At 66.0% G+C, this 19,527-nt stretch carries 22 protein-coding genes; 10 read left to right on the top strand and 12 right to left on the bottom strand.

All coding sequences use genetic code 11. From position 1 onward, the window contains the following. Window positions 1-30: 30 nt before the first annotated feature. The 7 genes from G3A50_RS05915 to G3A50_RS05885 form a co-directional block, all read right to left on the bottom strand. The gene (locus tag G3A50_RS05915; protein WP_163074392.1) at window positions 31-522 is read right to left on the bottom strand and encodes a MarR family winged helix-turn-helix transcriptional regulator; all 492 of its coding nucleotides are present in this window, start codon (window positions 520-522) and stop codon (window positions 31-33) included. 121 nt (window positions 523-643) lie between these two features. After that, window positions 644-1,231 (bottom strand): NAD(P)H-dependent oxidoreductase, encoded by a 588-nt coding sequence (locus G3A50_RS05910; protein WP_163074391.1) that lies wholly within the window; start codon window positions 1,229-1,231, stop codon window positions 644-646. Next, the gene (locus G3A50_RS05905; RefSeq protein ID WP_163074390.1) at window positions 1,231-2,637 is read right to left on the bottom strand and encodes an FAD-binding oxidoreductase; all 1,407 of its coding nucleotides are present in this window, start codon (window positions 2,635-2,637) and stop codon (window positions 1,231-1,233) included. The genes G3A50_RS05910 and G3A50_RS05905 overlap by 1 nt, the downstream gene beginning before the upstream one ends. Continuing rightward, entirely contained in the window at window positions 2,627-3,979 is a 1,353-nt protein-coding gene (locus tag G3A50_RS05900) for a cytosine deaminase (RefSeq protein ID WP_246252165.1), read from the bottom strand. The genes G3A50_RS05905 and G3A50_RS05900 overlap by 11 nt, the downstream gene beginning before the upstream one ends. 5 nt (window positions 3,980-3,984) lie before the next feature. Next, window positions 3,985-4,764, bottom strand: coding sequence for an ABC transporter permease (locus tag G3A50_RS05895; RefSeq protein WP_163074388.1), 780 nt, complete (start codon window positions 4,762-4,764; stop codon window positions 3,985-3,987). 17 nt (window positions 4,765-4,781) lie between these two features. After that, a complete protein-coding gene (locus G3A50_RS05890; protein WP_163074387.1) occupies window positions 4,782-5,570 on the bottom strand; it encodes an ABC transporter ATP-binding protein in 789 nt (262 codons plus the stop codon). 18 nt (window positions 5,571-5,588) lie between these two features. Further along, window positions 5,589-6,617, bottom strand: a complete 1,029-nt coding sequence (locus G3A50_RS05885; protein ID WP_163074386.1) for an ABC transporter substrate-binding protein — start codon at window positions 6,615-6,617, stop codon at window positions 5,589-5,591. 163 nt (window positions 6,618-6,780) lie between these two features. Here G3A50_RS05885 and G3A50_RS05880 point away from each other — a divergent pair, with 163 nt between their 5' ends. Genes G3A50_RS05880 through G3A50_RS05870 form a run of 3 tightly spaced genes read left to right on the top strand, consistent with a single transcriptional unit; the run spans window position 6,781 to window position 9,074 of the window. Next, complete coding sequence (locus tag G3A50_RS05880; RefSeq protein ID WP_163074385.1) at window positions 6,781-7,170, top strand: RidA family protein; 390 nt, start codon at window positions 6,781-6,783, stop codon at window positions 7,168-7,170. 36 nt (window positions 7,171-7,206) lie between these two features. Beyond that, window positions 7,207-8,025, top strand: a complete 819-nt coding sequence (locus tag G3A50_RS05875; RefSeq protein WP_163074384.1) for a creatininase family protein — start codon at window positions 7,207-7,209, stop codon at window positions 8,023-8,025. Then, on the top strand, window positions 8,025-9,074 hold the full coding sequence (locus tag G3A50_RS05870; RefSeq protein ID WP_163074383.1) for an Ldh family oxidoreductase: 1,050 nt from the start codon (window positions 8,025-8,027) through the stop codon (window positions 9,072-9,074). Before G3A50_RS05875 ends, G3A50_RS05870 begins: the two co-directional genes overlap by 1 nt. Window positions 9,075-9,096: 22 nt before the next feature. Here the strand turns inward: G3A50_RS05870 and G3A50_RS05865 are convergent, their stop codons facing one another. Together G3A50_RS05865 and ppa are read right to left on the bottom strand one after the other, a co-directional pair. Further along, window positions 9,097-9,816 (bottom strand): phosphoribosyltransferase, encoded by a 720-nt coding sequence (locus G3A50_RS05865; RefSeq protein ID WP_163074382.1) that lies wholly within the window; start codon window positions 9,814-9,816, stop codon window positions 9,097-9,099. Window positions 9,817-9,959: 143 nt separating this feature from the next. Further along, on the bottom strand, window positions 9,960-10,487 hold the full coding sequence (gene ppa, locus G3A50_RS05860) for an inorganic diphosphatase (RefSeq protein WP_163074381.1): 528 nt from the start codon (window positions 10,485-10,487) through the stop codon (window positions 9,960-9,962). Window positions 10,488-10,722: 235 nt separating this feature from the next. Between ppa and G3A50_RS05855 the strand changes: the two genes are divergently transcribed. The 7 genes from G3A50_RS05855 to G3A50_RS05825 all read left to right on the top strand — a co-directional run bounded on the left by G3A50_RS05855 (window position 10,723) and on the right by G3A50_RS05825 (window position 16,685). Further along, window positions 10,723-10,971 (top strand): hypothetical protein, encoded by a 249-nt coding sequence (locus tag G3A50_RS05855; RefSeq protein WP_163073199.1) that lies wholly within the window; start codon window positions 10,723-10,725, stop codon window positions 10,969-10,971. Further along, entirely contained in the window at window positions 10,971-11,714 is a 744-nt protein-coding gene (gene aztA / locus G3A50_RS05850; RefSeq protein ID WP_163074380.1) for a zinc ABC transporter ATP-binding protein AztA, read from the top strand. Before G3A50_RS05855 ends, aztA begins: the two co-directional genes overlap by 1 nt. 2 nt (window positions 11,715-11,716) lie before the next feature. Next, complete coding sequence (locus G3A50_RS05845) at window positions 11,717-12,586, top strand: metal ABC transporter permease (RefSeq protein ID WP_170308662.1); 870 nt, start codon at window positions 11,717-11,719, stop codon at window positions 12,584-12,586. 10 nt (window positions 12,587-12,596) lie between these two features. Continuing rightward, window positions 12,597-13,586: a metal ABC transporter substrate-binding protein gene (locus tag G3A50_RS05840; RefSeq protein ID WP_163074379.1), complete on the top strand. Its 990-nt coding sequence runs from the start codon at window positions 12,597-12,599 to the stop codon at window positions 13,584-13,586. 130 nt (window positions 13,587-13,716) lie between these two features. Then, window positions 13,717-14,691, top strand: coding sequence for a CobW family GTP-binding protein (locus tag G3A50_RS05835; RefSeq protein WP_163074378.1), 975 nt, complete (start codon window positions 13,717-13,719; stop codon window positions 14,689-14,691). Between the two features lie 165 nt (window positions 14,692-14,856). After that, window positions 14,857-15,864 carry a WD40 repeat domain-containing protein gene (locus tag G3A50_RS05830; protein ID WP_163074377.1) on the top strand — a complete coding sequence of 336 codons (1,008 nt, stop codon included), beginning with the start codon at window positions 14,857-14,859 and terminating at the stop codon, window positions 15,862-15,864. Between the two features lie 80 nt (window positions 15,865-15,944). Next, window positions 15,945-16,685 carry an acetoacetate decarboxylase gene (locus tag G3A50_RS05825; RefSeq protein WP_163074376.1) on the top strand — a complete coding sequence of 247 codons (741 nt, stop codon included), beginning with the start codon at window positions 15,945-15,947 and terminating at the stop codon, window positions 16,683-16,685. A gap of 4 nt (window positions 16,686-16,689) precedes the next feature. Here the strand turns inward: G3A50_RS05825 and G3A50_RS05820 are convergent, their stop codons facing one another. From G3A50_RS05820 to G3A50_RS05810, 3 genes are all read right to left on the bottom strand, one after another. After that, entirely contained in the window at window positions 16,690-17,646 is a 957-nt protein-coding gene (locus G3A50_RS05820; RefSeq protein WP_163074375.1) for a nickel/cobalt transporter, read from the bottom strand. Further along, a complete protein-coding gene (locus G3A50_RS05815) occupies window positions 17,643-18,290 on the bottom strand; it encodes a DUF1007 family protein (protein WP_163074374.1) in 648 nt (215 codons plus the stop codon). The genes G3A50_RS05820 and G3A50_RS05815 overlap by 4 nt, the downstream gene beginning before the upstream one ends. A gap of 179 nt (window positions 18,291-18,469) precedes the next feature. Next, a complete protein-coding gene (locus tag G3A50_RS05810) occupies window positions 18,470-19,504 on the bottom strand; it encodes an aspartate-semialdehyde dehydrogenase (RefSeq protein ID WP_163077341.1) in 1,035 nt (344 codons plus the stop codon). Between the last annotated feature and the right edge of the window lie 23 nt (window positions 19,505-19,527).

Raw genomic sequence — 19,527 nt, 5'->3', positions numbered from 1 at the left:
GACGTACTCCTGCACTGTCACTGGGACGCCTTAGACGGTCTCTTCCGCGAGATCGTTGGCATCCTCGTCCGGCTCCATGTCGACGGTGCCGAGCTGGCCGGACAGGTTTTTCTCGATGCGCCGCAAAAGCTTGCGGAGCCGTTTGCGATCCTTGCCGTCGAGGCCGTCCACCATCGTGTCTTCAAGCGAGGACCAGATGCCGTCGATCGCCTGCGCCCGCGTCCGGCCTTCCTCGGTGAGATGGACGCGCACCAGCCGGGCGTCGCCCTCCGATGCGCGGCGCACCAGGAGCCCCTGCGCCGAGAGGCGCCCGACCGTCTTGGAGGCCGTGGGCGGGCGAACCTGCAACGCCGTGGCCAGCTCGGTCATGGTGCGCCCGTCCGACGCCATGAGCAGCTTCAGAACGGTCTCCTGTCCAGGAAAAAGGCCGAACTCCTGAAGCTTGCGTGCCGCGAGGGCGCGCTGAAGCCGGGCGGCATGCTGAAGCCGATGACCGATACTCTTATCGAAGCCGTCCTTCATGAAGGCCTCCAATCGATTCGCCGCGACAGCAGGACGCTACTGCAACAAGAACCGTCCACGGTAACAGGAACATGGCGGTAAAGCTCTTCGCCGTCAAAATTTTCTCTCGGTGAACTACTTTCTACAACCGCGCGAAGCGTGCCTCGACGCGGGAAAGGAAGCTGGAGCGCTTGCCGGCGCTGGCCGAATCCATGCTGTGGAGCGCCAGCCACACTTTCCGCGCGCGGGGGTTAACGATGCCGCCGACGCCGTCGAGAAGGATTCGCCGTCCCGGCTGCCCGATCCAGAGCCACCAGAACCACGGTGAGCCGAGCGTGCTCACAGCGGCGATGAAGACGATATTGGTGAGCCGGCGTTCCAGCGGCCGGAAGGGCTTGGGCAGGCCGAAGGTCTCATAGGGAACCAGCACGCGGTCGAGCCAGCCTTTCAGCATGGCCGGTGGCCCGTACCACCATGTGGGGCCGACGAAAATCAGCGCATCCGCCGCCTTCACGCGGGCAAGGTGATCGGCGACCGGGAGGGCGTTCACGACCGGCTGGTGATAGTCGAGCCGCTCTTGCCGGCTCAGGATCGGATTGAAGTCCTCCGCGTACAGGTCGAGAAGGTCGACCTCGTGCCCGCCCTTCTCAAGCCCGCGAAGCACCGCATCGCGCACGGCGGCGTTGAAGCTCTTCTCCACCGGATGGCAGTAGACGACCAGCGCCCGCATCAGGAAACGTTCCTTAGGCCGGGAAAGAGGTAGGTGCGTCCCGCGCCGAAATCGAAATCGGGATGCTCCCAGGCGATCATCTTGCCGGGGTTGAGCAGCCCGGCGGGATCGGCCTCGCGCTTGAAGGCGAGCTGGGTCGCGTCGGTTTGCTTCATGCCGCCTTCCTCCAGCGTGTAGCGGTGCGGATTGAAGACCGGAATGCCCATCGCCTCGTGCCGCGCGATAATGTCGTCCAGCCGCTCCTCGGTGGTGAAACGCACCAGAGGGAGGCCGAAGCAGGTGATTTTGCCATCAAAGCGGACGAATTCGAGATGCGCCGGCACCTCGGCCCCGAGTTCGGCATGGATGCGGGCGACGAGGTCGAGCTGGTTGGGGAAGGGATACAGCGTCTGCAGATAGGTGATGGAGGGATCGACCCGCAGCGCCCTGAGCGTGGTGTGGTTCCATGACAGCTCGTAAAGCGGGGGCAGACCCTTCGCCTCGGCGGGAGACAGCGCATCCGAACGGAACAGCGTCCACCCGCCCCAGCGTGCGGTGAAGTCCGCGAAGGCCGCGGCGGCGATCGGCGCGATCATCGCCAGCACGATATGGGCGTCCGCCGGCAGATACTTTCGGTGGCGAAGGAAGGCGTCCTGCGGCAGGGGAGCCGCGATCACCGAAAGCAGCTTTTTCAAAATGGCATCCTGCTCGCCCAGTGCATTGGCATAGGTGGCGGCGGTGCCGAAATCGTCAAAACCGATCATCACCTCGATCCAGTCGCAGGCGGGCGCCAGTGGCATCTCGACGTCGAGGATAATGCCGTTGGTGCCATAGGCGTGGGAGACCTGCTGGAGTGCCTCGCCACTCAGTTCAAGGATGCGCGGGGTCGCCTCCATGGTGGCGATGCGCAGTGCGATGATGTTGCCAAGGTCGCGCAGGCCGCCCCAGGTGATCGACCCCACACCGCCCGACCCGCCGGCGATGAAGCCGCCGATGGATGCCGTCCGGTAGGTCGAGGGGTGGAGCCGCAGTTCCTGTCCCGAGGGGCGGCAGGCGGTGTCGATGTCGGCCATGATCGCGCCGGCCTGCGCCCGCACCCGGCCGGGCGCGATCTCGATCACCTTGTCGAGGGCGGACAGGTCAAGCACCAGGCCCCCTGCCAGGGGCATGGCCTGCCCGTAATTGCCGGTGCCGGCGCCGCGCGGGGTGACGGGGATGGAGAGATCGAAGCAGGCTGCGAGGATGCGCAGCACCTCGTCCTCATTCGACGGGAAGGCGACGATGTCGGCGCTAACATCGTCCAGCTGGCGCTTCAGCGTCGGCGAGTACCAGTAGAAGTCGCGGCTTTTCTGCCGGACCAGCGCGGGGTTCTCCTCAATACGCAGCCCTGCCAGCCGGGTTTTCAGCGCGGCGATATCATAGGCCATGGCAGGGCCCCTTTCTGCTCTCCATGAGATCATCCAGCTCGGCATAGTCGGGCGCGCGCGCGTCGATCGCCCGGCCCCGGCGCAGGATGATGCGGTCGGCCTGCGGACGGGCAAGAAGTTCGTTGAGGCTTCGGGCGCGCAGCAGGCACAGATCCGCGGCGGCGCCGGGCGTCAGGCGGCCCGTAGCAAGGCCCATCTGTTCGGCCGGTGTGCGCGAGATGATGGCGGGCCAGCCGGCGAAGGGGTGATCGAGATGAGCGATACGCGTCGCCTCGCGATACACCTCGATCAGGTCGAGGTCGCCATAGGCGTAGAACGGATCGCGGGCGTTGTCGCTCGCGACCATGACCGGAATGCCCCGTGCCCGCATTTCGTGAACAAGGGTGACACCGCGCCAGCGCGGGGTGCGCGCGGGTTCGCGGTCCTGCAGATAGAGATTGCACATCGGCAGCGAGACGATGGCGATGCCGGCGCGGGCGACGACATCCAGCGTACGGTCGATCTCCTCCGCACCCTGTAGCGCCAGGGCGCAGCAGTGCCCGGCGAGGATCGGGCCTTCGAAGCGCCGCCGCAGTGCGAGGGCGGCGATGGCGGCGAGGCCGCGCCCGTCCCGGTCGCGCTCGTCGACATGCAGGTCGAGGGCAAGGCCATGGGTCTCGGCGGCATCGAACAGCCGTTCCAGCCCGGCCGCGAGGTTCGGCGTGCCATAGGTGTAGCTGCCGAGCAGGCCGCCATGGGCGCGGATCTGTTCCACGAGCGGGGTAAATACGGCATCGTCGAGCACGGCGTCGATCGCGATCAGGCCGACGCCCTGAAGCTCGATGCGTCCCTTCCACGCCTCGCGCATGCGGGCAAACACGCGCCAGGCGATGGCGCCCCGCTCGCCATCGGAATCGAGATGGGTCCGGATCGCGCATGTGCCATGCGCATAGGCACAGCGCAGGGCAAAATCGAAACGGCGGGCTATGTCCTCTTCGGTCCAGTGCGCGGCCCGGTCGGCCGCGACCGCCGCCATCGCACCATCGAAACTGCCATCCTGATTTGGCGCGCGCGTCCAGATGAAACCCTTGTCGAGATGGGTGTGAATGTCGACCAGGCCCGGCAGCACGAGACCGCCGGCAAGGTCGAGGCGCGGCACCTCGGGTGCAGAGCCGCCGGCCGGTGCAATCGCGGCCAGTCGTCCCTCGCCGATGGTGAGGTCCACCGCGATGAGGTCTTCATGCCGGCTCTGGCCAATGTGCCGGCGATCGGCGGCGCTGATGCTGTCCGGCAGCAGGCAGGCCGGCACGCGGGCATTGGCAAGCACATAGGCGGCGGGAGGACGGGCAAGGTCCAGGTTCATGCGTGTCATCCCCTCGCCAGCGCGCTTTCGTGCCAGCGCCGCAGCACCAGCCAGGAAATGAGGCTGAGAACGGCATAGATCAGGATGCCGGCAAGCGAGATGAGAAGAAGGGCGGCGAACATGCGGGGTATGTTGAGCCGATAGCCCGATTCCACAATGCGGAAGGCAAGCCCCGAGCCCTGACCCGCGGAGCCGGCGGCGATTTCGCCGACCACGGCGCCGATCAGTGCCAGCCCGCCGGCGATGCGCAATCCGCCGAGGAAATAGGGCAGCGCGGTCGGCAGCTTGAGCTGCATGAGCGTCTGCCAACGGCTGGCCCCGGCGAGGCGGAACAGATCGCGCAGGTTCGAATCCACCGAGTTGAGCCCCAGCGTTGTGTTGGCGAGCACCGGAAAGAACGCGACGATCCACGCGCAGACCAGAACCGCGGTGCCCGTGTTCAGGTAGATCAGCATCAGCGGAGCGACCGCGATGACCGGCGTGACCTGCAGGATGACGGCGATCGGGAACAGCGAGAACTCGACGATGCGGGCGCTGGCAAAGATGAGCGCGAGCGCCACGCCGCCGACCACGGCGAAGAACAGCGCCAGCGCGGTGGTGCGCAGGGTCACCAGCATGGACTGGAGCAGCACCACATGGTCGTCCACCAGCGTCTTCGCGACCAGGACGGGGCTGGGCAGGATGTAGGGCGGCAGCTGGTTGAGCCGGACGACGAGCTCCCAGCCCAGAATGACGGCGGCCATGACGCCCACGGGAAGCAGCCAGCGGAGCGGGGAGTTCGCCATGGCGCCCGCCCCGCGCTCTACTGCGCGTCCATCGCCCGCGCCAGCGCGAGCGATGTTTCCCGGCACAGGCCCACATATTCGGGCGAGGTGCGGAACGCCTCGTCGCGGGTCTGGTTCGGGTCGATGGAAAGTTCGGCGGAGACGCGGCCGGGACGGGCGCGGAACACCAGGATGCGGGTCGACAGGAACACCGATTCGAAGACCGAATGGGTGACGAAGACAATGGTACAGCCCAGCCGGTGCCAGACATCGAGGAGATCGTTGTTCAGCTTGAATCGGGTGATCTCGTCGAGCGCGGCGAAGGGCTCGTCCATCAACAGCAGGCGTGGTTTGGTCACCAGCGCCCGTGCGATCGACACGCGCATCTTCATCCCGCCGGAAAGTTCACGCGGATAGGCGCCGTGGAACGCGCTGAGGCCGACCATCTCCAGCGCCTCGGTGATCGCAGGTTCCGCCGCCTTGCGCCCGACACCCGCGAGCTTGAGCGGCAGGTGCACATTGGCGAACACATTGGCCCACGGCATCAGCGTCGGCTCCTGAAACACGAAGCCGATGGACTGCCGCGCTGCCTCGGACGGGTTCCACATGATCTGCCCGCGGCTCGGATCGGTCAGGCCCGCGATGAGGCGCAGCGCCGTCGACTTGCCGCAGCCGGAGGGGCCGAGCAGCGAGAGGAACTCCCCCTGCCGGACCTGCATGTCCAGCCCGTCCAGCGCGGTCACCGCGTTGGCGAAGCGCTTGCCGACATCCGCGAGCGACAGCAGCGGGCCGGTCATCGGCGGCGCCGTCAGATCGGAGGGGGGCATTGTCAGCCGGCTCGACACCTACTTCGCCAGCTCCTTGCCCACGCCCTTGTTCACGAACTGGAGCGTGTAGGATTTTGCGTAGTCGATGTCGCCCTTGATCACCTTGGCGGCGACCATCTTGTCGTAGAAGCTCTTCATCCGTGCATCGCTCATCGCGCCGATGCCGAGTGTTTTCGTGTCGCCGGAATCGACGATGCCGTACTCCTTCATCTTGGCGATGGAGAAGGCGATCATCTCGTCGGTGATTTCGGGATTGTCCTTCTTGATCAGCGCATTGGCCTCGGTGTTGTCGCCATACAGGTAATGGTACCAGCCGATGATCGAGGCATCGACGAAACGCTGCACCAGATCCGGGTTCTCTTTCGCCAGTTCGGTGCGGGTCTCGATGGTGGTGGAATAGGTGTCGAAGCCGTAATCGGCGAGCAGGAACAGTTTCGGCACGAAGCCGCCCTGCTTTTCCACCGCCAGCGGCTCGGACGTGACGTAGCCCTGCATGGCGCTGTTCTTGTCGGCCAGGAACGGCGCCGCGTTGAACGTGTAGGGCTTGACCTGGCTCTCGCTGAATCCGTAGTCGGCGACCAGCCACTGGTAGTAGCTCGCAAGGCCTTCCTTGGAGATGAAGAGCGTTCTTGTCTTGAGGTCCTCGAAGGTCTCGACATCCGGGTGCGCGAGCAGCACCTGCGGGTCCTTCTGGAACATGGCGGCAACCACCACCGTCGGGATGCCTTCCCCGACCGAGGAGAACGCCTGAAGCATGTTGGCGCCCATGTAGAAATCGATCTTGCCGACCGGCAGCAGCAGCCGGTTATTGGCCTGCGGGCCACCGGGGGCGATCGTCACCGACAGTCCGTATTTCTCGTAGGTTCCGTCGGCCACGGCCTGATAGAAGCCGCCATGCTCGGCCTGCGCCACCCAGTTGGTGCCGAAAGTCACTTTGTCGGCGGCATGGGCGGCGGGCGCGAGCAGCGCACTGGCAAGGGTTGCAAGGGTGAGGGCAAGAGCGGCGAGGGTGCCGGGATAACGCAGGCGCGGGAAACGCGGGCGCATCGAGGTCTCCATCCGGTGCGGTGAGGGGCGGCAGGCGCGGCGCAGATGATGCCATGATAGGCGAGCTTAATCGCGATGCACATATCACAATGAAACATCCCCGCGCGGCCGGCGGGCGCGTGGCGCGGTTGCGCGCGGCGTTCCATCCTCCTAGCCTGATGGGATGCTTCGCCATCTCGTTCCCGCTGCCATTCGCCGGCCCTTCGCCCGCTACAGTCATGCCGTCGAAGTGCCGCCGGGCGCGCGGCTGCTGGTGGTGTCCGGCCAGCTCGGCGTCTCGCCCGACGATGCGATCCCCGAAAGCGCCGAGGCGCAGGCGGTCTTGTGCTTCCGTGCCATCGCGGCCTGCCTCCTGGAGGCGGGCATGGCGCCGGCCGATATCGTGCGGATCAACGCCTATGTCACCGAGCGCGCGCACATGGCCGGCTACATGGCCGCGCGCGACGCTTTCATCGCCGACCCGCCTCCGGCTTCCACGCTGATGATCGTTTCGGGTTTCACCCGTCCCGAGTTCAAGGTGGAAGTCGAGGTTCTGGCGGCGAAGGCGGATTAAGCCTAGAACGGCGCTCTCATTTCCCGGATGAACACCATGCCGCCCAAACGTTTCTGGACCGAACTCGCCTGGACCGATTTTTCCGAGGGCGACACCGCCAGCTGGATCGCCGTGCTGCCGGTCGCCGCGGTCGAGCAGCATGGGCCTCATCTGCCCGTCGGCGTCGACGCCATGATCGGGGAGGGATATCTGAAGGAGGTGATGGACCTGCTGCCCGCGGATATCCCCGCGCTGTTCCTGCCGATGCAGGTGGTGGGCAAGTCCAATGAGCACATTCACTTTCCCGGTACGCTGACGCTCTCGGCGGAGACAATCATCCGCGCCTGGACCGAGATCGGCGAGAGCGTGCACCGCGCCGGCGTGCGCAAGCTCGTCATCGTGAACTCACATGGCGGCAATGTGCCGATGCTGGATGTCGTGGCGCGCGAGCTGAGGGCGCGGCTTGGCATGCTGGCGGTCACCGTCTCATGGCACCGCTTCGGCTATCCCGAGGGCCTGTTCTCGGCACAGGAGCGCCAACACGGCATCCATGCCGGCGGCATCGAGACCTCGCTGATGATGGCGTTTCGTCCCGACACGGTTCGCGGCGAGGAAATCCGCGACTATCCACCCGTCACGCTGGCGATGGAGCAGGAATTTTCCTTCCTGCGCGCCGGCTCCCCGGCCGGCTTTGGCTGGATGGCGCAGGACATCCAGCCCTCCGGCGCCATGGGGGACGCCACCGAGGCAAGCCCCGAGAAGGGCAGGACCTGCGCACTCTATGGCGCGCGCGCCTTTGTCGAGTTGCTGTCGGATGTGCACCGGTTCGATCTCGCGCGGCTGCCGGCCGGCCCGCTGGGCGGGGCGGCGCTCTGATGAACGTGCCGCTCTCCCCCCTTGTGAACCGCCATGTCACGATCGACGAGGCGCACGCCTATGCCCGCCGGGTGCTGGAGCGGTTCGGCACGTCTCCGGAAAATGCCCGGCTGACCGCCCGCGCGCTGGTCGCGGCCGAGATGGATGGCATCGGTACCCATGGCCTGAGCCGGCTGCCGAGCTATTCGGCAATGGTGGCCGCCGGCAAGATCGACGGCCACGCCACGCCGACCCTTCGCCGCGCGGGTCCGGCGGTGGTGGCGGTGGATGCCGGCAACGGCTTTTCCTATCCGGCCATCGAGCTGGGGCTGCCGGAGGTCGAGACGGTCGCCCGCGAAATGGGCATCGGCTTGATGGTCATCCGCCGTTCGAGCCATTTCGGCGTTGCCGGTCAGCCCGTCGAGAAACTGGCGGAGCGCGGCCTTGTGGGGCTCGCCTTTGCCAATGCACCGGCCGCGATCGCGCCCTGGGGCGGGAGCAAGGCGATGTTCGGCACCAATCCGATCGCCTTTGCCACGCCGCTGAAGGGGCGCCCGCCAGCGGTGGTCGACCTGTCGGTGGCGAAGGTCGCGCGGGGCAACCTGATGGCGGCGGCGCAGCGGGGGGACTCGATACCCGAAGGATGGGCGCTCGATCCCGACGGCAACCCGACCACCGACGCCAAGGCGGGGCTGGCGGGAACCATGATGCCCATGGGCGAGGCCAAGGGCACGGCGCTCGCCTTCGTCATCGAGGTGATGGCGGCGGCGCTCACGGCCTCGACCTTCTCGATCGATGCGCCGGGCTTCTTCGACGGCAAGGGCCCGCCGGCAGCCCTGGGCCAGGTCATCATCGCCATCGATCCGTCGCGGGTCGCGGGTGACGCCTATCTCGACCATCTCGAACGCCTCGCATGGGCGATCGAGAGCGAGCCTGGCGCGCGCCTGCCCGGCACACGGCGTCTGGCCAACCGCGCCCGCGCGGCCGGCTCGGCAGGGGAGGCCGCCGAGGGGCTGGTGATCGGTGCCGCCCTGCAGAACGCGCTGCGCGAGATGGGCTTCGAGGGCTGAGGTCCGACCCAGCCCGAGGATTCTATTTTGGCAGCGTGGACCAGTCCGGATACCAGCCGCCGTCGCCCTTGCGGAACAGCGGGCAGTCGATCGGCGCGCGCACCAGTCCCGGCCAGTCCGGATCGACGGCGCCGAGCGTGTTCTGCCAGACATTGGTTTCCCGGATCGCGGTGACAACGCCGACCACGTCGGCGCCGATCCGTTTCATCAGCTCCAGCTCCGCCGAAACCGTTCCCCCCGTAGAGATGACATCCTCCACGAGCAGCACGCGCTTGCCCTCCATCCGCTCCAGAAGGCGCGGGTCGATGAACACAGTTTTCGGCTTCAGCGGGCTGGTGATCGAGATCACGGGGATCGAAAGCTCGTCCTCGAACCAGAATTTGCGCGAATAGCTCAGCGGCACATAGTGCGGGTGGCCGAGCTTCTTCGCGACCGAGGCGGCGAGCACCATGCCCAGCGTCGGCATGCCGACGACGACCTCGGGGGCGAGGTCGCGGACGAGATCGGCCATCGCCGTGCTCAGCCGATCCTCCAGCTCGAACGAATTTTCTGTGATGCACAGATAGGCAATCGCCGTCTCAAAATCCGGCGGCAGGGCGAGGAAGGGCAGATCCGCCCAATCGCCGTCCGGGAGCTTCACCGGATAGCTGTCGCCATAGGGCGGCGGGCCGGGATCCCCGAGTTCCGAGGCGGGAATGATGCGATCGCGGTAACTGCCGCGGTTCTGGAAACTGAGGGGCATGTGAACTCCGGCGCTGGATGCGCGACGGAGCGAGCAATGAAGATGCCAAGGGCCGGTCCCGCGCGCGCGGGCCGGCCCTCCGGGTATCGTCCCCTTGTCGCCGTCACGTGGAAACCAACCTCGTGCCGGCGTCGGGAAGGAGCCTACTTCTTGGCCGCTGCGATCGCCTTGACGATGAGCTCGCGGGCGCCCGCGTCGTCACGCCACTCGGCGATGGTGACCTTCTTGCCCTTCTCCAGATCCTTGTAGTGGGTGAAGAAGTGCTGCACCTGCTCGATCGTGAGCGGGGGCAGGTCCTTATAGCTCTTCACCTTGGAGTGGTAGGGGTAGACCGAGTCCGCCGGCACCGCGAGAACCTTCTCGTCGCCGCCCTTCTCGTCGGTCATCATCAGCACGCCAACGGGACGGCACGCGATCACCGAACCGGCCATGAGCGCGATCGGCGAAATCACGATCACGTCGAGCGGGTCGCCGTCATCGCCGAGCGACTGCGGGATGAAACCGTAATTGCCCGGATAGAACATCGGCGTGTGCAGGAAGCGATCGACGAAGAGCGCGCCCGAGTCCTTGTCGAGTTCGTACTTCACCGGCGCGCCGCCGGCGGGAATCTCGATGATGACGTGAATTTCTTCAGGCGGGTTCGGTCCGGCCGAAATGCGGGAAATATCCATGAACGGGCTCCAGGTCGAAAGGGCCGGCAGTGCCGGCGAGCAAAGCGCCCTCTCTTAAGTCGGCTCGGGCGCGGCGTCGAGACGGACGGTACGGTCAATTTGGCCAACTCTGTCTAACCGGACGTCACAGCGCCAGCGTTGACCTGTATCACGGTGCATTTCAGATACATTATATCATTTCCGCTGGACGCGATGGATTGATATGTTGTATCAGTTTGCTGACCGGAGAGTTCACATGGCCGTTTCCAGCCCCTCGTCGCATTCCCATCCGCCCCATAACGGGCCCTCGCCGGCGCGCGGTCAGGACAACGGGCACTCCCACTCCCACTCCCACTCCCACGGGCCGGGTCGGCGTCATCCGCCGGCGCGGCCGCCACTGTCGCTGCTGCGGCTTTCGGCGTGGCAACGGCTGGTCATCGTCGTGCCTCTGGCGGCCCTGCTCTGGGCGGCCGCCTTGTGGGTGATGCATGGAGCAGGTGGGTGATGGGAAATGTGCTTGCCTTCCACGATCTGACGCTTGGCTATGAGCGTCACCCGGCGGTGCACCATCTCACGGGCGAGGTGCCGGACGGCGCGCTGCTCGCCGTTTGTGGTCCCAACGGAGCCGGTAAATCGACCCTGCTGAAGGGCATCGCCGGGGCGCTGACGCCCTTGGCCGGCAACATTGACGGCTCGCTGTCCTCGCATGAGACCGCCTATCTGCCGCAGGCCGCCGAGATCGACCGCTCCTTCCCCATCGACGTCTACGACCTCGTCGCCATGGGGTTGTGGCGGCGCACGGGGCTGTTCGGCGGCGTTGGTCGCGCCGACCGGGCACGGATAGAGGCGGCCATTGCCGCAGTGGGGCTGGAGGGCTTCGAGAACCGCATCATCGGCACGCTGTCCGGCGGCCAGATGCAGCGCACGCTGTTTGCGCGCCTGCTGCTGCAGGACGCACGCCTGCTGCTGCTGGATGAGCCTTTCAATGCGCTGGATGCCGGAACCATTACCGATCTGATCGGGCTGGTGGAACGCTGGAACGGCGAGGGACGCACGGTGGTCGCGGTGCTGCATGATCTGGAGCTGGTGCGCGCTCATTTTCCCCAGACCCTGCTTCTGGCGCGTTCGCCTGTTGCCTGGGGCGCGACGCGGGAGGTGCTGAGCACCGCGAACCTCGCCGTCGCCCGCCGGATGTGCGAGGCGTGGGACGAGGAAGCCCCGGCCTGCGCACCCGAGAGGGCGGCGTGATCATGATCTACGATTATCTGATCGCCCCCTTCGCCGAATTTGACTTCATGCGCCGCGCGCTGGTGGGTGTGCTGGCGCTCGGGCTCGGCGCGGGACCCATTGGCGTGCTGATGATGCTGCGGCGCATGAGTCTCGCGGGGGACGCGGTGGCACACGCCATTCTTCCCGGCGCGGCGATCGGCTTCCTCGCCGCCGGCCTCAATCTCTATGCCATGACGATTGGCGGGATGGTGGCGGGCTTCACGGTGGCGATCGGGGCCGGGGCGCTGGCCCGCGCGACGCAGATGAAGGAGGACGCCGCGCTCGCCGCCTTCTATCTCATCTCGCTCGCGCTGGGCGTCCTGCTGGTGTCGCTGCGCGGCTCCAATGTCGATCTCCTGCATGTGTTGTTCGGCACGGTGCTGGCGCTCGATGACGCGACGCTTACCCTGATCGTCTCGATCGCCAGCGTGACGCTTGTCGTCCTTGCGGTGCTGTGGCGCCCGCTTGTGATGGAGAGCGTCGATGCGGGCTTCCTGCGCTCGGTGAGCCGGGCGGGCGCGCCGTCCCATCTCGTCTTCCTCGCGCTGGTGGTGCTGAACCTCGTCGGTGGCTTCCATGCGCTCGGCACGCTGCTGGCGGTTGGCATGATGATGCTGCCGGCCGTGGCCGCCCGGTTCTGGACCCGTGACCTGACCATGCTGGTCGGGCTGTCGGTGGTGATCGCTTCCGCCTCCGGGGTCCTGGGGCTGCTGGTTTCCTATCATTCCGGCGTGCCTTCGGGGCCCGCCATCATCCTGGTTGCCGGCGGCGCCTACACGCTGTCGGTCCTTTTCGGGCCGGTCGGCGGGCTGCTGCCGCGACTGGTCCCGCGTCATCACCTCGAAGCTTGAGGAAATTTACATGCTGGCCAACTGGTCTCTTTCCCGCCGCTCCTGTCTTGCCGCCCTCGTCACGGCGACGCTCATCAGCCCCGCGCTGGCGCAGGGCGAAGCCCCCGCACCCAAGGTGCCCGTGGTTGCCACGTTCTCCATTCTCGGCGACCTCGTGAAGGAGGTCGGTGGGAATCGGGTGGAGGTGGCGACGCTCGTCGGCCCCAATGGCGACGCCCATGTGTTCCAGCCGGCCCCCGCCGACGCCAAGAAAATCGCCAATGCCAAGGTGGTCTTCGTCAATGGCCTCGGGTTTGAAGGCTGGATCGACCGGCTGGTGAAGTCTTCCGGCACCAAGGCGAAGATCTTCGTCGCTTCAAGGGGCGTCACGCCGCGCGAGATGGCGGAAGAAGAGGATCACGATGCGCATGCCGCCGATGCCCACGCGAAGGGCGAAGAGCACGCGGCGGAAGGCCACGGCCATGACCATGGCGGCATCGATCCGCATGCGTGGCAGTCGATCGCCAACGCCAAGCTCTATGTGGCCAATATCCGTGACGGGCTGATCGCAGCCGATCCCGCAGGCCAGGAGGTCTATGCCTCGAACGCGGCCGCCTACACCGCGCGTCTCGATGCTCTGGAAGCAGAGGTGAAGGCCGCCATCGCCGCGATCCCGGCAGACCGCCGCCGCATCATCACCTCTCACGATGCCTTCGGCTATTTCGGTGCCGCCTACGGCGTGGAATTCATCGCGCCGCAGAGCGTGTCGACCGAGAGCGAGGCGTCGGCCAAGGATGTGGCGAGCATCATTCGCCAGATCAAGGCCGAGAAGATCCCGGCCGTGTTCGTCGAGAATATTTCCGACCCGCGCCTGGTGCAGCGCATCGCCAGCGAGACCGGTGCCAAGATCGGCGGCGAGCTGTATTCCGATGCGCTCTCCGATGACAAAGGCCCGGCGAGCACCTACATCGACATGATGCAGAACAACATCCGCGAGCTGTCCTCGGCGCTGTCGAGCTGAAAACCCAACCGCTGACGCCATGCCCGGCCGTGCGCCGGGCATGAATGTCGGTGCCGTCGCGAGTCGTGGATGGCCGGGCTTTGCCCGGCCATAACGCCGTTCAGGCCGGCAACGGCCCAGGAGAACCAAGATGCCCGAGACCTCGTCCGCCAAGATTCCCGTCACCGTGCTCACCGGCTATCTCGGTGCCGGCAAGACCACCCTCCTCAACCGCATCCTCTCCGAGCCGCACGGCAAGAAATTCGCCGTCGTCGTCAACGAGTTCGGCGAGATCGGTATCGACAATGACCTCGTGGTCGGTGCCGACGAGGAAGTGTTCGAGATGAACAACGGCTGCATCTGCTGCACCGTGCGCGGCGATCTGATCCGCATCATCGACGGGCTGCTGCGACGCAAGGACGACTTCGACGGCATCATCGTCGAGACCACGGGCCTCGCCGACCCCGCCCCCGTCGCCCAGACCTTCTTCGTCGACGAGATGGTGGGCGCCAAGACCACGCTCGACGCGGTGGTGACGGTGGCCGACGCCAAATGGCTCAAGGACCGGCTGAAGGACGCGCCCGAGGCGAAGAACCAGATCGCCTTCGCCGACGTGATCCTGCTGAATAAGACCGACCTGGTCTCGGAGGACGAGCTGAAGGACGTGGAGATGCGCATCCGCGCCATCAACCCCTTCGCCCGCATCCACCGTACCCAGCGCTCGGAGATCGCCATCGACAAGGTGCTGGGGCAGGGCGCCTTCGACCTTGACCGCATCACCGCGATCGATCCGGACTTCCTCGAAGGCGGGCACAAGCATTTCCACGACGAGGAGATGCAGTCGGTGTCATTCGCCTCCGAGCAGCCGCTGGATCCCGACAAGTTCTTCCCGTGGATTCAGGAGCTGACCCAGCGCGAGGGTCCGAACATTCTGCGCTCCAAGGGCATCCTCGCCTTCAAGAACGATCCGGAGCGTTTCGTCTTCCAGGGCGTGCATATGATCCTCGATGGCGATCATCAGCGTCCCTGGCGTGCCGACGAGGCCAAGACCAGCCGCATCGTCTTCATCGGCCGGCACCTTGATCGCAAAGCGCTGGAGCAAGGCTTCCTGTCCTGCGCGGCGTGACGGGAGCCACGTGAACAGAAGGGTTCCAGGGGCGGCTGACGAGCGCCCCTGGCCGCTGTCGATGGCACCCGGATGAACCGATCTGGCGGCTTCGTCGGCCACGGGGCGTGACGGCGGGCCTGTCATCGGCTAACTCTCGCGTCCCGCCCGATAACCAAGTGCGCCATGACTGCCCTGTCCTCATCCCCCTCTTCGATGCCCTCCTCGATCACGTCCAAGCTGCAGCCGCTTGACCTCGGCGACGGCGTTGTCGGCGCGGGCTTCCTCGGAACCCGTGCGGTCTTCGCTCTCGGGAGCAGGGAGATCGTGCTGGCGGGGGAGACGGTGGAGCGCGTCGCGGCCCATAATGGGGCGATACTCAGTGTTTCGAGCGACGCGCGCCGGATACTGACCGGCGGCGACGATGGCCGCGTCGTGGCCACGGCCGGCGATGGTTCGACGCAGACGCTGTTCGAGCAGAAGGGACGCTGGATCGACCAGGTCGCCGCCGGGCCGGACGGCAGCGTGGCGTTCTCGGTCGGCAAGACCGCCCATTTCCAGCCCCTGAAGGGTGAGCGCCGGACGCTCGACCTGCCGTCCACGGTCGGCGGACTTGCCTTCGCGCCGAAGGGCACGCGGCTCGCCATCGCCCATTATGGCGGGGCGACGCTGTGGTTTCCCAATGCGCAGGCCAAGCCCGAAGTCCTGGCTTGGAAGGGCTCGCATCGCGGCGTGCTCTGGCACCCGGATGGGCGCTTCGTCATCACCACCATGCAGGAGCCCGCGCTTCACGGCTGGCGGCTGGCCGACGGTGCCAACATGCGCATGTCCGGTTACCCCGCGCGGGTGAATTTCATGTCGTTCACGTCCGGTGGGCGTTTTCTGGCGACGTCCGGTTCCAACGAGGCGATTCTCTGGCCCTTCGCCACCAAGGAGGGGCCGATGGGCAAGCAGCCGACCATGCTGGCGCCCCGCGACATGCGCGTCTCCTGTGTCGCGGCCCACCCCAAGGACGAGGTGTTTGCCTGCGGCTATGACGATGGGCTGGTGCTGCTGGTCCGGGTATCGGACGGCGCGGAAATCCTGGCGCGCGCGCCAGCCGGCGGCCCGGTGAGTGCGCTTGCCTGGCGTGCCGATGGTGGCGCGCTTGCCATCGGTACGCAGGAAGGCGTCGGCGGTCTGATCGTACTGTGAAGGAAACACGACGCGGTTCGCACTGTTGCTGCGGCGCACTCTCGATTAGGCTCTCCCGATCTTATCGATGAGGGCTAGTCATGAAGATTGAAGACGTTCGTCGCACTGCCTATTCCATGCCGCTGACCAGCCCCTCCTACCCGAAGGGGCCCTATCGCTTCTTCAATCGCGAATATTTCATCATCACCTATCGCACCGATCCGGCGGCGCTGCAGAAGGTGGTTCCCGAGCCGCTCAAGGTCACCAGCGACATCGTCAAGTACGAGTTCATCCGCATGCCGGATTCCACCGGCTTCGGCGACTACACCGAGACCGGGCAGGTGATCCCGGTCGAATTCGAGGGTCGCAAGGGCGGCTTCGTCCACTCCATGTATCTCGACGACGAGGCTCCCATCGCCGGTGGGCGCGAGCTCTGGGGCTTCCCCAAGAAGCTGGCCAAGCCGAGCTTCCACGTGGAGAGCGACACGCTGGTCGCCAAACTCAACTATGGCAGCGTGCTCTGTGCCTGCGGCACCATGGGCTACAAATACGAGGCACTCGATCACGACGCGACGCTGGCCTCGCTGAAGGCGCCGAACTGGATGATCAAGATCATCCCCCATGTCGACGGCACAGCGCGGATCTGCGAGCTGGTCGAGTACTACCTTGAAGACATCACCCTGCAGGAAGCCTGGACCGGCCCGGCCGCGCTCGGCCTGTACCCGCACGCGATCTGCGATGTTGCCAAGCTGCCGGTGCTGGAGGTCGTGTCCGCCGTGCACCTCAAGGCCAACCTCACGCTCGGCATGGGCAAGGTGATCTACGACTATCTGAAGGACTGACCTCTCAGGCCAGTGACAGGCGCTCGGTCGCCATGAAGCCGAGCAGCAGCGCGAGGCCGAACGCGACCAGCAGCAGCGCCGCGGCGAATTCCACGCCACGCAGAACGATCGACCCGGTCGAGCCCGGCCGGGTCGCCGCCAGACGTACCGCCGCGCGTTTGGCAAAGACCGCAAGCGCGGCGATGGCGCTGACCGTGATCGCGGTACCGACGCCCATCAACAGGGTTGAGGCCGCCCCGACCCAGAAGATTCCCTGCGTCAGCGCGAACACCAGCACCAGAATCGCGCCCGAGCAGGGGCGCAGCCCCACCGAGAGCACCGCTCCCCACCATTCGCGCCAGCCGTCCTGCTTGGGCAACGCCTCGGGACCGGGCATGTGCGCGTGATCGTCGCCGCAGCCGCAGTCCGCGCCGTGAACGTGATCGGGCTGCCCGCGCCACGCGGCAAGGAGCGCGCGACCCTTGGCATAGGCGAGGCGCAGACCGATCAGCACGATCAGCCCGTAGGCGACCACCTCGATGAGGTAGACCGCCCGGCTCATGGTCGCCGCTGTTGCGCCGATGACGACGGCGAATATCGCGGCGACCAGGATCGCGGTCATCGACTGGGCCAGCGCGCTGGCAAAAGCGAGGCCGACGCCGCGCTTCAGCGTCGCTTCATTGGCCAGCAGATAGGACGAGATCACCGCCTTGCCATGGCCGGGGCCGGCGGCGTGGAACATGCCATAGGCGAAGGAGATGCCGCCCAGCAGAGCGAGCGCGCTGCCATCCTGCTTCGAGGCGCGGACGGCCGAGGTGAGAAGGCGGTAGAATTCGGCCTGCTTGGCGAGAATGAAGCCGGCAATGCCGGACGGCTCCGCCGCGGACGGCGCCGCGACACCGAAGGGCGACTGCGCAAGGGCGGGATGCAGGGCGAGTGCGGCGCCGAGCACCGTGAGCAGGGCGAGAGCCAGACGTTTCACGGGCAGCTCACCGTGGCGCGATTGGAAAACTGGGAGCCGAAATTGCTGGTCGAGGTGAGGGCGTTGAAGAAGCCCTCCGACAGTGTCGTGGAGGACGTCGCTGCCGGATCGGGCCGGTGGAGATTCACCGTGCAGCCGGCGGGGCCTCCCGCCAGTTTGACCGGATCGTTGTCCGCCAGCTGGAAAGCGACGAAATAGGTCGGGTCATAGACGTCGATGGCCGTCTGGCCCTTCGAGGGCAGGGGCTTTTGCAGCGGCAATGTGAAGTGCAGCGTCAACGCCGTGCCGTCATAGGTGAGGCTGTAGTCCTTCGGCGGGGCGAAGGGGAACTGCTCCTTGCCGCGCTTCGCGTAGGTGAAGTAGTCGAAATCCTTGAGAGAATCGATGTTCACCTGAGCGAGATCGCTTAGCGTCTTTTCGGTCGGCTTGCCGTCGGGACCGTTCTCGAGCCCCTGAAGGGCGTAGCTCGAAAAGCTCTCATCAAAGGTCCAGTTGTGGCGCACCCCGGTGAGCGAACCGTCGGGGGCGTAATCCAGCTCGGAGTTCACCACCACCCAGACATGGGGATGGGCGAAGGCGGGGACGGAAAGAGCCGCGAGACCGCTGGCGGCGAGAACCGCGAAGATGAGGAGACGGGCGAGCACGTTTTTCCATTCCTACCGATTGCTGCGACGCACAGTGCATATCGAGTTCGGCGGAACGGTGACAAGGTAGCGCTTGAATGACAACGGCCGCCCGAAGGCGGCCGTTGCATGTCTCTTGGCGAACAGCCGGGGCCGGGCTCCTGCCGCGTGGCGCGCTGCGCCGAGCGGGGAGCGTCGGCTCACGCCGCCTTCTGCTTGGGGGCGAGAAGCTTGCGGTTCACCAGCACTTCCGCGATCTGCACCGCGTTCAGCGCCGCGCCCTTGCGCAGGTTGTCGGACACGCACCAGAAGGCGAGGCCGTTCTCGACGGTCGCGTCTTCACGGATGCGCGACACGAAGGTCGCATCCTCGCCGGCCGCCTCGTAGGGCGTGATGTAGCCGCCGGGCTCGTGCTTGTCGACGACCAGAACGCCGGGTGCGTTGCGCAGCGCCTCGGTGGCCTCCTCGACGGTGACCGGCCGCTCAAACTCGACATTCACCGCCTCGGAGTGGGAGATGAACACCGGCACCCGCACCGCGGTGCAGGTCAGCTTGATCTTCGGGTCGAGGATCTTCTTGGTCTCGGCCATCACCTTCCATTCTTCCTTGGTGTAGCCGTCCTCCATGAAGACGTCGATGTGAGGAATGACGTTGAAGGCGATGCGCTTGGTGAACTTCTTCGGCTCGATCGGATCGGACACGAACACGGCGCGGGTCTGCGCGAACAGCTCGTCCATCGCATCCTTGCCCGCGCCCGATACCGACTGGTAGGTCGATACCACGACGCGCTTGATCGTGCCCAGATCGTGCAGCGGCTTCAGGGCCACGACGAGCTGCGCGGTCGAGCAATTCGGGTTGGCGATGATGTTCTTCTTGGTGAAGCCCTTCACGGCATCCGCGTTCACTTCCGGCACGATAAGCGGCACGTCGGAATCGTAGCGGAACGCCGAGGAGTTATCGATCACCACGCAGCCCTGACGGCCGATCTTGGGCGACCACTCCTTGGAGATGTCGCCGCCGGCCGACATCAGGCAGATGTCGGTGTCCGAGAAGTCGTAATGCTCAAGGGCTTTGACTTTCAGGGTCTTGTCGCCGAACGAGACTTCCGTGCCCACCGAACGGCGGGAGGCGAGCGCAACAACCTCGTCGGCGGGGAATCCGCGCTCCGAGAGGATGTCCAGCATTTCGCGGCCCACATTGCCTGTGGCGCCGACGATGGCGACCTTGTAGCCCATCATGGTTCTCCTGAAAGCCCTGC

It is taken from the genome of Ancylobacter pratisalsi (assembly GCF_010669125.1).
GTDB classification, from domain to species: domain Bacteria; phylum Pseudomonadota; class Alphaproteobacteria; order Rhizobiales; family Xanthobacteraceae; genus Ancylobacter; species Ancylobacter pratisalsi.
The sequence above is the reverse complement of the archived record's forward strand: the minus strand, read 5'-3'. Positions and strand labels throughout refer to the sequence as shown.